Here is a 13,025-nt window from a genome sequence, read left to right as displayed (position 1 = left end):
ACGGCGTGCGCGCCTGGGACCGGACGGCATCGGCGTGCAGGCACACTTCATCCTGGACGCGATCGAGCCCGGCCGGTCACCCGGCACCCATGTCGCGGCCCTCACCGTGACCGGCAACGGGTACGTCGGCACCGGTCCCATGACCTTCCGCCCGCGCGACGGGCTGATCGCCGGCCTGCGGACCGGTCCGTGCGACCGGACGCGGCAGCGCGCGGGAGGGACCACGCGTACCCGACGCGTGCGGCACCCACCGCGGACCGTCCCGGTCCGACCCCCGGCAACCGAACAGGAGCACCCATGGCGAACGACGCGAACCCACCGGCGGCCGGGGAGGGACCCGTCCGCGGGCGGGGGCGCCGGCCCGCGGACGAGGTTCGGGCGGACGTGCTGCGCACCGTCGGGGACCTGCTGCTCGCCGAAGGCATCGGCGACCTGACCTTCGAACGTGTCGCCCGTGCGGCGGGCGTCAGCAAGACCACCCTCTACAAGTGGTGGCCGTCCAGGGGCGCGCTCTGCCTGGACGGCTACTTCCACGCGGTCGAGAACACCCTCGCCTTCCCCGACACCGGGGACATCCGCGCCGACCTGCTCGCCCAGCTCCGCGCCTTCGCGCAGGTCATGACCCGCACGCCGGGCGGCCGGGTGCTGGCCGAACTCATCGGCGCGTCGCAGACCGACCAGGACCTGGCCACCGCCTACCGCAGGCTGTACTCCTCGCAGCGGCGCCGGCTGGCCGGAGAACGCCTGCTCCGTGCCCAGGAGCTGGGCCAGATCCGTCCCGGCACCGACGTGCAGATCCTCGTCGACCAGCTCTGGGGAGCCGTCTACCACCGGCTGCTCATCCCCGACGAACCCGTCACCGACGAGTTCGTCGTGGGGCTCGTCGACAACCTGCTGGACGGAGTCGGCCCGAGGTAGCCGGGTCCCGGCGGCTCAGGCGGTCGCGGCGGCGGAGTCCGGCGACAGGTGCTCGTGGACGGCCCGCCAGCCGCCGGCGTCGCCGCCGCGGTGGAAGACGATGGTCTCGCGCTCGCGCACCGTCTCCTCCCCGGCGTGCGTGGCCACCCGGGTGGTCACCGCGTGCGTGAACACGGCGGTGTCGCCGAAGAGCTGCACCCGCCGGTCCTCCGACGCGCAGGCCAGCACCCGGAAGCCGTCCTCCTCGGCCCACGTCCGCCACAGCGCCCGGTACTCCTCGGTGGAGTCCAGCCGCCGGTCCGCGGTGTGGAAGACGAAGCTGGCGTCGGCCGAGAAGGCGTCGAAGTAGTCCTCGGTGCGGCCCCCGGCGAACGCGGCGACGAGTGCGTCGGCCGCGGCGAGGACGGCGTCGTGGTCGGTCGTCATGACTGCGGCTCCGTGATCTTGGCGACGGCACGGACGGGTGCGCCGTCCGCGCCGGGCAGGTGCAGGGGGAAGAGGCTGACGTGGACGCCGTGGCCGGCCCGCTGGGCGTCGAGGACCTCGGCCAGGTGGGTGAGGTTCTCGGCGATGACGGCGTCGGCACGGCACAGGACGCGGTGCGCGGGCAGCGTCTCCCCGGGCGTGGGGTCGACGCTCAGCGCGTCGATGCCGACGGTGCGCACACCGCGGGCGACGAGCAGCGCGGCCGCCTCCTCGGTCAGGTACGGGTGGCCGTGGTAGGCGTCGGTGCCCCAGTGCGCGGACCAGCCGGTCGCGATCAGCACGATCCGGCCCTCCGGGACGCCGGCGAACCGGTCCGCGCCGATCGCCGTCCGGGGCGCCAGGCCCCGGACGTCCACGACGTGCGCGCTTCCGTCGAACCGGTCCAGCGGCAACTGGTCCAGCGCGGACAGCCCGTCCTCGATGTGGGAGGGGGCGTCCACGTGGGTGCCGGACTGCGAACCCATCCGCACGTGGAGGACGTTGACGCCGTCCTCGGCGACGGTGAGCGCGGGCCGGATGTCCACCTCCGGGTCACCGGGGTAGACCGGCATGCCGGTGCGCAGCGGCACGGACAGGTCGATCAGGCGCATCGGCTCACACCTCCGCCGGCTCGGGGGCGGTGACCGGCACGCCGTCGGCGGAGGTGATCGGCGGCACCGGGGCGTCGACGGCGCGCACCAGCCGCGGGCCCTCGGGACCGAAGACGGCGCGCGGCTCCGGGAACAGCCACAGCAGCGCCAGGTAGCTCACCGCGGCCAGGCCGAGACCGACCGGCAGGGAGATGTCCACGCCGCCCGCCAGGTCGCCCAGGGCGCCCACGAACTGACCGGGCAGGTTGACGAACTGCACGGCGAGCAGGGCCGAGGCCAGCCAGGCCGCCATGCCGCGCCAGTTCCAGCCGTGCGTGAACCAGTACCGTCCGCCCCGCTGACGGCGGTTGAAGACCTGCAGCGAGTCCGGGTCGTACCAGCCGCGGCGGGTGAGGAAGCCCAGCATCATGATGACCATCCACGGCGCGGTGCAGACGATGATCAGCGTCGCGAAGGTGGAGATGGACTGGGTGAGGTTCGCGGCGAACCGGCCGACGAAGATGAAGGAGATCGACAGGACGCCGATGAACACGGTGGCCTGCACCCGGCTGAACCGGGGGAACACGCTGGCGAAGTCGAGGCCGGTGCCGTAGAGCGAGGTGGTGCCGGTGGACATGCCGCCGATCAGCGCGAGCAGGCAGACGGGCAGGAAGTACCAGGAGGGCGAGACGGCCAGCAGCCCGCCGACGTAGTCCGGGGCGCTCGGGTCGAGGAAGTTCCCGGCCTTGGCGGCGATGATCGAGGCGGTCGCCAGGCCGAAGAAGAACGGCAGGATCGTCGCGATCTGGGACAGGAAGGCCGCGCCCATCACCCGGCGGCGCGGGGTGTCGGCGGGGATGTAGCGCGCCCAGTCGCCGAGGAAGGCGCCGAAGGAGACCGGGTTGGAGAGCACGATCAGCGCCGAGCCGATGAACGCCGGCCAGAAGCCCGGAGTGCTCAGCGAGTGGAAGCTGCCCTGGTAGCCGGCGTCGAAGTCGCCGCCGAAGGCGAAGAGGCCGAGGACGAAGAGCAGCGAGGCGGCGGCGACCGCGATCTTGTTCACGAAGAGCATGAACCGGAAGCCGTAGATGCACACCGTCAGCACGAGGGCCGCGAACAGCCCGTAGGCGAGGGCGTACACCCCCTCGTTGGTCGGCAGGTGGAACATCCGGTGCGCGCCGCCGACCAGGGCGTCGCCGGAGGACCACACGGAGATCGAGAAGAACGCGACCGCGGTCAGCAGGGAGAGGAAGGAGCCGACGACCCGGCCGTGCACCCCGAGGTGCGCGGAGGAGGAGACCGAGTTGTTGGTGCCGTTCAGCGGCCCGAACACGGCCAGCGGCGCGAGGATCAGCGCGCCCACGGCGAGGCCGAGGCCGGTGGCCGCCAGGCCCTGCCAGAAGGACAGGCCGAAGAGGATGGGGAAGGCGCCGAGGACACAGGTGGCGAAGGTGTTCGCACCGCCGAAGGCGACCCGGAACAGGTCCAGCGGCCGGGCCGTGCGGTCGGCGTCGGGGATGCGCTCGACGCCGTAGGTCTCGATCTCGGTCAGCGCCGGGGCGTCGTGCTGCTCGCCGTGGGGACTGGTGGTCATCTGTGCTCCTCGCGGGGGACGGCGGGGTCCAGGGTCAACAGGCTGATCAGGTCGTAGGCGACATGGGACGCGGCGAAGGAGGTGATGTCCGCGTGGTCGTAGGCGGGAGCCACCTCGACGATGTCGCCGCCGACCAGATCGAGTCCCGCCAGGCCGCGAAGGATCTCCAGCAGCTCGCGCGAGGTCATGCCGCCGGCCTCGGGGGTGCCCGTGCCGGGAGCGTGTGCGGGGTCCAGGACGTCGATGTCCACGGACACGTAGAGCGGTCGGTCGCCGATGCGCTGCCGCAGGGCGTCCACGGTCTCGTCGACGCCGCGCCGCAGCACGTCGGAGGAGGTGACGATGCCGAAGCCGAGCCGGCGGTCCTCCTCCAGGTCCCGCTTTCCGTACAGGGGGCCGCGGGTGCCGACGTGGCTGAGCGCCTCGGTGTCGACGATCCCCTCCTCGACGGCGCGGCGGAACGGGGTGCCGTGGGTGTATTCGGCGCCGAAGTAGGTGTCCCAGGTGTCCAGGTGCGCGTCGAAGTGGAGCACCGCGACCGGGCCGTGCCGCTCGGCGACCGCGCGCAGCAGCGGCAGCGCGATGGTGTGGTCGCCGCCGACGGTGACCAGCTTCGTGCCGTCGGCCTGGAGGCGCGAGGCCTCCGCCTGGACGGTCTCGATCGCCTCGTTGATGTCGAAGGGGTTCACCGGGATGTCACCGGCGTCGGCGACCTGCGCCGTCGCGAACGGCGACACGTCCAGCGCCGGGTGGTACGGGCGCAGCAGCCGGGACGCCTCGCGCACCGCGGCCGGGGCGAACCGGGCGCCGGGCCGGTAGGAGACGCCGGTGTCGAAGGGAACGCCGACGACGGCGATGTCCGCCCGCTCCACCTCGTCAAGCCGTGGCAGCCGGGCGAAGGTGGCGGGGCCGGCGTAGCGCGGCACGCGGGAGGAGTCCACGGGTCCACGTGGCTCGGTCGTCATCCGGCACCTTCCTGTCGAACCCGGTCGGGCACCGCCGGGGGAGAACGGATCCCGTACGCGGAGTGAACGGTTCCAGTAGCGGGGGATGGCTCAGTCTGCGAAGCGGCCGCCCGGGTGGTCAATTGTCGAGGGCACGAAGAACTACAGTTTCCTTGTGTCCGACCACAAAGACCTCCCCGCGGCCACCGCCCCGTCCGTCCTCACCGTGCGCGACCTGCTGTCCTTCCCCGCATTGCAGATGCGACTGCTCGCGGGCGCCTCCGGCCTGGGCCGGGCGGTCTCCTGGGCGCACGTCAGCGAACTGGAGGACCCCACTCCGTGGCTGGCGGGATCGGAGGTCCTCATGACCGTCGGCCTCGCCGTGCCCCGCGCGGGCGAGGCCCAGCGGCGCTACCTGGAGCGGCTCGACGACGCCGGCGTGGCCGCGCTGGTCCTCAGCACCCGGCTGCGCACCCCCGCGCTGCGCCAGGCCTTCCTCACCGCGGCCGAGGAACGCGGCTTCCCGGTGCTGGAGGTCCCGCTCGCCGTTCCCTTCGTCACTATCGCACAGGAGGTCGCCGCCGCCGTCAGCGAGAAGTCCGCCGAACGGCTCGGCGCCCAGCTCCAGGTCTTCGGCGCCCTGCGCTGGATGGCCGAGGAGAACCTCGACATCCCCGCCCTCTTCGACCGCCTGGAGCAGCTCAGCGGCTACCGGATCTTCCTGTGCACCCCCCAGGGCCGCCCCCTGCTGCCCGGCGTCGCCGCGCCGGAGGACCTCTCGGTGCTCCCCGCGGACCCGGACGCCCCGCCGACCGTGCCCGGCGGCTTCGTCCTCCCGGTGCTCGGCCCGGGCGGCGCCGCCGGCTACCTGGTCGCCCTGGAACGGTCCGGCGCCCGCCCCGCAGGACTGGCCGTCGTGCAGCACCTGGCCACCGTCGCCGCCCTGCGGCTCGCCATGGTCCGCCAGGAACGCGAGGTGCTGCGCCGCGAGGGCGCCGAGACCCTGGCCGAGATGCTCCAGGACACCCTGGACCCGGCCGGCGCCCAGCGCCGGCTGGCCCACCACGGCCTGGACGCGCGGCGGCCGGTCGTGCTCGCCGTGGTCCGCGGCACCCCGGACGAGCAACTGGGCCTCGCCCTCTCCGACCACCCGCACCTGACCCTGCGCCGCGGCGAGGACCGGCTGGTGCTCGCCGAACCCGGCTTCACCGAGGCGTTGGCCGACCTGCCCGGCACGGTGTGCGGGGTCAGCCGGCCCTTCGCCGTCGGCGAGCCGCTGCGGGTCGCGCGGCAGGAGGCGGAGTGGGCGGCAGGCCGGGCCGCGGAGGCCGGCAGGCCCTTCGTCCACTACGGTGAGGACGCCACCGGGCGCTGGCTGCCCGAGGACCGCCGGCTGCTGGCCGCGCTGGTCGAGCAGGTCCTCGGCGACGTCCTGCGCTACGACCGCGCGCACGGGTCGCAGCTGCTGGTGTCCGTCCGCACCTGGATGGAGCGCGACCGGCGCACCGAGGACGCCGCCGCGGCCCTGCACATCCACCCCAACACCCTCGGCTACCGGCTGCGCCGCTTCGGCGAGGTGACCGGCCGCGACCTGACCACGACCGCCGCCTTCACCGAGGTCTGGTTCGCCGTACGCGCGGCGGCCGAACTGGGCGTGGCGGCCGACGGGCCGTAGCGGGCGAGCCGCGGCCCGGCGCGGTCACCTCGCGGGCCGTTCGCCGCCCTCGGGCCGGTCCAGCTGGGAGGCGAGGACGGCGGCCTGGACCCGGCGCTGGACGCCGAGCTTGGCCAGCAGCCGCGAGATGTGGTTCTTGACCGTCTTCTCGGAGAGGTAGAGCCGGTCGCCGATCTCGCGGTTGGTGAGGCCGTCCCCGATCAGGGCGAGGATGTCCCGCTCGCGGGGGGAGAGACTGGCCAGCTCGGGAGCGACGTCCGGCGGCCCCGCCGGGTCGGCCCGCAGCGAACGCATCAGCCGGGCCGTGGTCGCCGGATCCAGCATGGACTGGCCGGAGGCGACCGTGCGCACCGCCGTGACCAGGTCGGAGCCCTTGATCTGCTTGAGGACGTACCCCGAGGCCCCGGCCATGATCGCGTCGAGCAGCGCCTCCTCGTCGTCGAAGGACGTCAGCATCAGGCAGGCCAGCTCCGGCATCCGGCTGCGCAGCTCCCGGCAGACCGTGATGCCGTCGCCGTCCGGGAGGCGTACGTCGAGGACGGCGACGTGCGGACGCAGCGCCGGGCCGCGGACCAGGGCCTGCTCGGCGCTGTCCGCGTCGCCCACCACCGCGATGTCCGGCTCGGCGCCGAGCAGGTCGGTGATGCCGCGCCGTACGACCTCGTGGTCGTCGAGCAGGAAGACGCGGATCGGATCCCGTTCCGTGAACGTGCGTGCCGCGGTCATGGCGACCCCCTGCTCCCCGGTGGCGGACAGGCTTCGGTCCGCCCGTCACGACGATCATCGCGCGCCGGATCCGGATGCACCAGGGCCGACCGGCCCTCCCCGGGCGTGCTCAGACGCGGGTACCGGCGCCGTACGGGGCGTACAGGTCGAGCAGCCGGGTGCGCGCCGAGCACAGCCGGTGGGCCAGGACGTCACCCACCCACCGGGCGACGGCGCTGCCAAGGGCCGGATCGTCCGCGCACATCATGCGGACGGCCAGGGCGTCGAACTCGTAGGCCCGCACCGGGGTCGTCGCCTCGGCCCCCAGGTGCCACACGTGCGGGCTGAACAGCCACGACCAGCCGACCAGTTCGTTGTGCCGGAGGGTCTCGATGACGGCCGCGCGGCGCCCGGGCACGTGCATGTCGAGGTCCACCGTGCCGGTGCGGACGATCCAGAACCGGTCGGCCCGGCCGCCCTCCTCGAACAGCCGGGCGCCCTGCGGGAAGGACACCTCGCACGCGGCCCGCATGAGCCGCTCCCGGTGTCCGGCCGGCAGCGCGCGGAGGATGCCGGGCGCGGAAGTGGTGAACATGGCGTGCCTCCCGGTGACTGCGGAACTCGCACGCCCAGCGTCCCGCCGGCGCCCCCCTTGCGGCCATGGGCCACCCGGTCCTGCGGCGGGGCCGACCGGCCCCCGTTGCCGTCCGCTCCCGGCGCGAGCGCGCGCAGGTGCGGACCGGACGCGCCGTACGCCGCCGGACCCGGCCCGGAGCACGCCACCGCCGGGGAACGGCAGGGGCCGTCGGGGCCCCCGCCCGGGACCACCGGCCCCTGCCCCGGGCCGCTTCCGCACCCCACCATGGCACCGGCCCCCGCGCGCGGACCGCCTGTCTGAGGGACCCTCACCGTAGGAGGTGCAGATCATGCAGACGCGTCCGGTCCTGCCGATCGTGGTCGGCGTCGACGGGTCCGAGCCGAGCCTGCGCGCCGTCGGCTGGGCGGCCGACGAGGCCGTGCTGCGCGGGCTGCCGCTGCGCCTGGTGTACGCCTCGCTGTGGGAGCGGTACGAGGGCACGCATCCCGCCGACGACCCGGACCGGCCGTCCGAGGAGATCATGGCCGAGGCCGTCGTGCGCACCGCGGCCCGGCGCGCCCGGCACCGGCAGCCCGACGTGACGGTGTCCACCGGCGTGGTCGCCGAGGAGCCCGAGTACGCGCTGGTCCGCGAGAGCAGGGCGGCCGCCCTGGTGGTGACGGGCACCCGGGGCCGCAGCGGTCTCGTCGAGGCCCTGCTCGGCTCCGTGAGCCTGGCGCTCGCGGGCCGCGCGCACTGCCCGGTGGCCGTCGTGCGCGGCAGCCCCGAGGACCGGGCCGCCGCGCCGTCGCCGGGCCGGATCGTCGTGGGCGTCGGCGAGGACCCCGAGGAGTCGCGGGCCGTGCGCTTCGCCTGCGAGGAGGCGCGACGGCGCGGGGTGCCCCTGGACGCCGTACGGGCCTGGCGCAGCCCCGTGTACGAGACCACCGACCTCCCCAGGACCTCCGGCGAGCTGGCCCGGCTCCACGAACAGGAGGCCGCGCAGGCGCTGGAGGCGGCGCTCCGCGACGTCCCCCCGGGCATCGAGACACACCCCCGCACGGTCGAGGGCCGCGCCCGCTCCGTGCTCGCCGCCGCCTCCCGCGACGCCGCCCTCCTGGTCGTCGGCGCCCGGCGCCGCCCCCGGACCTTCGGCCTCCACCTCGGCCGGGTCGCCCACAGCGTCCTGCACCACTCGGTCTGCCCGGTCGTCGTCGTGCCCGAGCGGGAGTGACGGCGATGACCGCACGCTCAGAGGGTCGCCGCGTGGTCGGGCACGTAGCTCTGCAGATCGCGCGGCGTGCGCTGGTAGCCGGTCGACGGCGGCCGCTCGGGCAGCTCCAGCACCTGCGGCGGCACCTCGGCGTACGGCACCGACGACAGCAGGTGGGCGATCATGTTCAGCCGGGCCCGGCGCTTGTCGTCGCTCTCCACGGTGAACCAGGGCGCCTCGGAGATGTCGGTGTGCACCAGCATCTCGTCCTTGGCCCGGGAGTACGCCTCCCAGTGGGTGATCGACTCCAGGTCCATCGGCGACAGCTTCCAGCGCCGCAGCGGATCCTCCAGCCGCTTGCGGAACCGCTCCTGCTGCTCGGTGTCGCTCACCGAGAACCAGTACTTGCGCAGCAGGACCCCCGCCTCGACCAGCATCCGCTCGAAGATCGGGCACTGGCGCAGGAAGAGCTGGTACTCCTCCTTCGTACAGAAGCCCATCACGTGCTCGACCCCGGCCCGGTTGTACCAGGACCGGTCGAACAGCACGATCTCCCCGGCCGCCGGCAGATGCTCCACGTACCGCTGGAAGTACCACTGGGTGCGCTGGCGCTCGGTCGGCTTCGGCAGCGCCGCGATCCGGGCGACCCGCGGATTGAGGTGCTCGGTCACCCGTTTGATCGTGCCGCCCTTGCCGGCCGCGTCCCGGCCCTCGAAGACCACCACGAGCCGCGCGCCCGTCGCCCGCACCCACTCCTGCATCTTGACCAACTCGGTCTGAAGACGCAGCAGTTCCTTCTCGTACGCCTTGCGCGGCAGCTCCGCCGCCCGCTTGCCGGCCATGCCGCCTCCACCGCCCGATGACCTCAACGACTCCCGGAGTTTCCCCCATGTCCAAGGTCGAACACCAGGACGCCACCGTACTGTCCGACGACGAGCTGCGCACCCTGGACGCGCACTGGCGGGCCGCGAACTACCTCGCCGCGGCCCAGATCTACCTGATGGCCAACCCGCTGCTCACCGAGCCGCTGCGGCCGGAGCACATCAAGCCGCGGCTGCTCGGCCACTGGGGCACCTCACCCGGCCTGAACCTCGTCCACACCCACCTGAACCGGGTGATCAAGGCCCGCGGACTGGACGCGCTGTGCGTGTGGGGACCGGGACACGGCGGCCCGTCCGTGCTGGCCAACTCCTGGCTGGAGGGCAGCTACAGCGAGACCTACCCGGACGTGACCCGGGACGTGGCCGGGATGGAGCGGCTGTTCCGCCAGTTCTCCTTCCCCGGCGGCGTGCCCAGCCACGTGGCCCCGGAGACGCCGGGCTCCATCCACGAGGGCGGCGAACTCGGCTACTCCCTGGCGCACGCCTACGGCGCCGCCTTCGACAACCCCGGCCTGCTGGTCGCCTGCGTGATCGGCGACGGCGAGGCGGAGACCGGGCCGCTGGCCACCGCATGGCACTCGAACAAGTTCCTCGACCCGGTCCAGGACGGCGCCGTCCTGCCGATCCTGCACCTCAACGGCTACAAGATCGCCAACCCGACGGTCCTCGCCCGCATCCCCGAGGCCGAACTCGACGCCCTGCTGCGCGGCTACGGGCACGAGCCGATCCACGTCACGGGCGACGACCCCGCACAGGTCCACCGCGCCATGGCCGCCGCGCTCGACAAGGCCCTGGACCGCATCGCGCTCGCGCAGCGCACGGCCCGCGAGGACGGCGGCACCCGCCGTGTGCACTGGCCGATGATCGTGCTGCGCACGCCCAAGGGCTGGACCGGCCCTGCCGAGGTGGACGGCGAACCCGTGGCGGGCACCTGGCGCGCCCACCAGGTCCCGCTGCCCGGCGTCCGCGAGAACCCCGCCCACCTGCGGCAGTTGGAGGAGTGGCTGCGCTCCTACCGGCCCGGGGAGCTGTTCGACCAGGACGGCCGGCCCGTCGCCGACGTCCTCGCCTGCGTCCCCGACGGCCCCCGCCGCCTGGGCGCCACCGCGCACGCCAACGGCGGCCTCCTCCTCCGCGACCTGCCCATCGCCGACCTCGACGGGTTCGCCGTCCCGGTCGAGAAGCCCGGCACGACCCTGCACGAACCGACCCGCGTCCTCGGCGACCTGCTGGAACAGATCATGCGGGACACCCGCGCCCGCCGGGACTTCCGCCTGGTGGGCCCGGACGAGACCGCCTCCAACCGGCTCCAGGCCGTCTACGGCGCCAGCGGAAAGGCCTGGCAGGCCGAACGGCTCCCGGTCGACGAACACCTCGACCGGCACGGCCGGGTCCTGGAGATCCTCTCCGAACACACCTGCCAGGGCTGGCTGGAGGGCTACCTCCTCACCGGGCGGCACGGACTGTTCTCCTGCTACGAGGCGTTCGTGCACATCGTCGACTCGATGGTCAACCAGCACATCAAGTGGCTGCGGACGGCACGCCGGCTGCCGTGGCGGGCGCCTGTCGCCTCCCTCAACTACCTGCTCACCTCGCACGTGTGGCGCCAGGACCACAACGGCTTCTCCCACCAGGACCCCGGCTTCGTCGACCACGTCCTCAACAAGAGCCCCGAGGTCGTCCGCGTCTACCTACCACCGGACGCCAACACCCTCCTGTCGGTCGCCGACCACGTCCTGCGCAGCCGGGACTACGTCAACGTCGTCGTGGCCGGCAAACAGCCCTGCTTCGACTGGCTGTCCATGGACCAGGCCCGCGCCCACTGCGCGCGCGGCGCCGGCATCTGGGACTGGGCGGGCACGGAGAACGGCGGCGAACCCGACGTCGTCCTCGCCTGCGCCGGCGACGTGCCCACCCTGGAGATCCTGGCCGCCGCCCAGCTGCTGCGCCGCCACCTGCCCCGGCTCGCCGTGCGCGTGGTCAACGTCGTCGACATGACCCGGCTCCTGCCGCGCGAGGAACACCCGCACGGGATGACCGACTTCGAGTACGACGGCCTCTTCACCGCCGACAAGCCGGTGATCTTCGCGTACCACGGCTATCCCTGGCTGGTCCACCGCCTCGCCTACCGGCGGGCCGGCCACCGCCATCTGCACGTGCGGGGCTACAAGGAGGCGGGCACCACCACCACTCCTTTCGACATGGTCGTCCGCAACGACCTGGACCGCTACCGGCTGGTCATGGACGTCATCGACCGCGTCCCCGGCCTCGCGGTCCGCGCCGCAGCGGTACGCCAGCTGATGGCCGACGCCCGCACCCGCCATCACGCCTGGATCCGTGCGCACGGCACCGACCTGCCCGAGGTGGCCGACTGGAGCTGGAACGCCTGAACGCCCCCACCCCCGAAGCCCGTTCAGACCGCGGCGACGGGCTTCGGGGCGAGCGGTTCGGGCAGCTGCGCCTGCAGCTCGAACACCTCGCCCAGACCGGCGGCCCGCAGGATCCTGTGGAAGCGGCCGCTGTCGGTGACCAGCCGGAGCCTGCCGTGCCGCGCCCTGACCCGGTTCAGGGCCCGGCACAGCACGCTCAGCCCGGCGCAGTCGATGAAGCTCACCGGACGCAGGTCCAGGACGAGATCGGGGCACGGCCCCGCGGTACGCGCGTCGAGACGGGACATCAGCGGGATCGACGTCTCGAGGTCGATCTCGCCGTGCAGCGTCATCACGGTCGTCCCGCCGACCGTGCGGACGGCAGAGGACGGCACGGGCTCCGTGGGGTTCTCGGACATGCAGCGATCCAAGCGCCGCCCGCGGAAGGTGCGGAAGGGCCGAACGGTCCCCGGTCCCCGGGGCCGCCCGGCCCCGCCGGACGGGGACCGGTCGCCCGGCTCCTGTTCAGACCTCGTCCGGGCCGCCGTCCGCGCTCAGCAGGATCCCGGTGACCAGCTCCGGGCGGACCCGGATCGCCCGGTCCGTCGCCTGATCCACCCAGGGACGCAACACCGCCCGGTAGCGGGCGAGTTCGACGGGGTCGGTCACGAGGCGGGCGTAACCCGTCACCACCACGCTCCAGCCCAGACGGGTGTCCGGGTCGATGCTGTCGGCCTCGTAGGCGACGACGGCGCCGAGACCGCCGCCCTGCCGGACGTACGCGCTCACGTCGGCGCCCGCGTGGGTGCGGACGACGATCTCACCGCCGTCCAGGACGTGGTCGACCGGACGGACGGCCGGCAGGGCGTGCCGGGTGAAGACGATCCTGCCCAGGGACACGCTGCCCAGCAGGCGCAGCGCCGTGGCGGCGTCGAGGTCGACGCGGCGGCGTCCGCCCGCGGTGACGGGCCGGTCGTGGTCGTGGATCATGACGGCTTCCGGAGGGCCGGCGGACTGCCCGGTGTCGGCGGGCAGGCGTGCGGAGCGGCACCGCGGGGGACCGGTGCCGCTCCTTTGGCCACTGTCTCCCGCGG

13 protein-coding genes are annotated in these 13,025 nt (G+C 73.7%); 4 read left to right on the top strand and 9 right to left on the bottom strand.

The genetic code is table 11. The features are described from left to right. The first annotated feature begins 297 nt into the window (after positions 1 to 297). Entirely contained in the window at positions 298 to 918 is a 621-nt protein-coding gene (locus ACIQOE_RS32825) for a TetR/AcrR family transcriptional regulator (protein ID WP_401415332.1), read from the top strand. A 15-nt stretch (positions 919 to 933) separates the two neighbouring features. Here the strand turns inward: ACIQOE_RS32825 and ACIQOE_RS32820 are convergent, their stop codons facing one another. The 4 genes from ACIQOE_RS32820 to speB are packed head-to-tail and all read right to left on the bottom strand — an operon-like array spanning position 934 to position 4,532. After that, on the bottom strand, positions 934 to 1,344 hold the full coding sequence (locus ACIQOE_RS32820; RefSeq protein ID WP_401415330.1) for a nuclear transport factor 2 family protein: 411 nt from the start codon (positions 1,342 to 1,344) through the stop codon (positions 934 to 936). Then, the gene (locus ACIQOE_RS32815) at positions 1,341 to 1,994 is read right to left on the bottom strand and encodes a cyclase family protein (RefSeq protein ID WP_365574437.1); all 654 of its coding nucleotides are present in this window, start codon (positions 1,992 to 1,994) and stop codon (positions 1,341 to 1,343) included. Before ACIQOE_RS32815 ends, ACIQOE_RS32820 begins: the two co-directional genes overlap by 4 nt. A 4-nt stretch (positions 1,995 to 1,998) precedes the next feature. Beyond that, positions 1,999 to 3,567, bottom strand: coding sequence for a cytosine permease (locus tag ACIQOE_RS32810; RefSeq protein WP_365556927.1), 1,569 nt, complete (start codon positions 3,565 to 3,567; stop codon positions 1,999 to 2,001). Then, positions 3,564 to 4,532, bottom strand: a complete 969-nt coding sequence (speB, locus tag ACIQOE_RS32805; RefSeq protein WP_351940884.1) for an agmatinase — start codon at positions 4,530 to 4,532, stop codon at positions 3,564 to 3,566. Before speB ends, ACIQOE_RS32810 begins: the two co-directional genes overlap by 4 nt. A 154-nt stretch (positions 4,533 to 4,686) precedes the next feature. Here speB and ACIQOE_RS32800 point away from each other — a divergent pair, with 154 nt between their 5' ends. Further along, on the top strand, positions 4,687 to 6,186 hold the full coding sequence (locus tag ACIQOE_RS32800; protein ID WP_401415328.1) for a PucR family transcriptional regulator: 1,500 nt from the start codon (positions 4,687 to 4,689) through the stop codon (positions 6,184 to 6,186). Positions 6,187 to 6,210: 24 nt separating this feature from the next. Here the strand turns inward: ACIQOE_RS32800 and ACIQOE_RS32795 are convergent, their stop codons facing one another. Together ACIQOE_RS32795 and ACIQOE_RS32790 are read right to left on the bottom strand one after the other, a co-directional pair. After that, on the bottom strand, positions 6,211 to 6,912 hold the full coding sequence (locus tag ACIQOE_RS32795) for a response regulator (protein WP_401415326.1): 702 nt from the start codon (positions 6,910 to 6,912) through the stop codon (positions 6,211 to 6,213). Positions 6,913 to 7,021: 109 nt separating this feature from the next. Then, entirely contained in the window at positions 7,022 to 7,486 is a 465-nt protein-coding gene (locus tag ACIQOE_RS32790) for a cyclic nucleotide-binding domain-containing protein (RefSeq protein ID WP_401415324.1), read from the bottom strand. 331 nt (positions 7,487 to 7,817) lie between these two features. Here ACIQOE_RS32790 and ACIQOE_RS32785 point away from each other — a divergent pair, with 331 nt between their 5' ends. Further along, positions 7,818 to 8,702 carry a universal stress protein gene (locus ACIQOE_RS32785; protein ID WP_365574428.1) on the top strand — a complete coding sequence of 295 codons (885 nt, stop codon included), beginning with the start codon at positions 7,818 to 7,820 and terminating at the stop codon, positions 8,700 to 8,702. 17 nt (positions 8,703 to 8,719) lie between these two features. Here the strand turns inward: ACIQOE_RS32785 and ppk2 are convergent, their stop codons facing one another. Continuing rightward, entirely contained in the window at positions 8,720 to 9,523 is an 804-nt protein-coding gene (ppk2, locus tag ACIQOE_RS32780) for a polyphosphate kinase 2 (protein WP_351323264.1), read from the bottom strand. Between the two features lie 47 nt (positions 9,524 to 9,570). Between ppk2 and ACIQOE_RS32775 the strand changes: the two genes are divergently transcribed. Beyond that, the gene (locus ACIQOE_RS32775) at positions 9,571 to 11,952 is read left to right on the top strand and encodes a phosphoketolase (RefSeq protein WP_401415321.1); all 2,382 of its coding nucleotides are present in this window, start codon (positions 9,571 to 9,573) and stop codon (positions 11,950 to 11,952) included. 23 nt (positions 11,953 to 11,975) lie between these two features. Here the strand turns inward: ACIQOE_RS32775 and ACIQOE_RS32770 are convergent, their stop codons facing one another. Together ACIQOE_RS32770 and ACIQOE_RS32765 are read right to left on the bottom strand one after the other, a co-directional pair. Further along, positions 11,976 to 12,350: an STAS domain-containing protein gene (locus tag ACIQOE_RS32770; protein ID WP_401415319.1), complete on the bottom strand. Its 375-nt coding sequence runs from the start codon at positions 12,348 to 12,350 to the stop codon at positions 11,976 to 11,978. A gap of 106 nt (positions 12,351 to 12,456) precedes the next feature. Beyond that, positions 12,457 to 12,921 (bottom strand): pyridoxamine 5'-phosphate oxidase family protein, encoded by a 465-nt coding sequence (locus ACIQOE_RS32765; protein WP_401415317.1) that lies wholly within the window; start codon positions 12,919 to 12,921, stop codon positions 12,457 to 12,459. Positions 12,922 to 13,025: the final 104 nt, after the last annotated feature.

This window comes from Streptomyces sp. NPDC091282, from assembly GCF_044757385.1.
Taxonomy (GTDB): domain Bacteria; phylum Actinomycetota; class Actinomycetes; order Streptomycetales; family Streptomycetaceae; genus Streptomyces; species Streptomyces gramineus.
The sequence above is the reverse complement of the archived record's forward strand: the minus strand, read 5'-3'. Positions and strand labels throughout refer to the sequence as shown.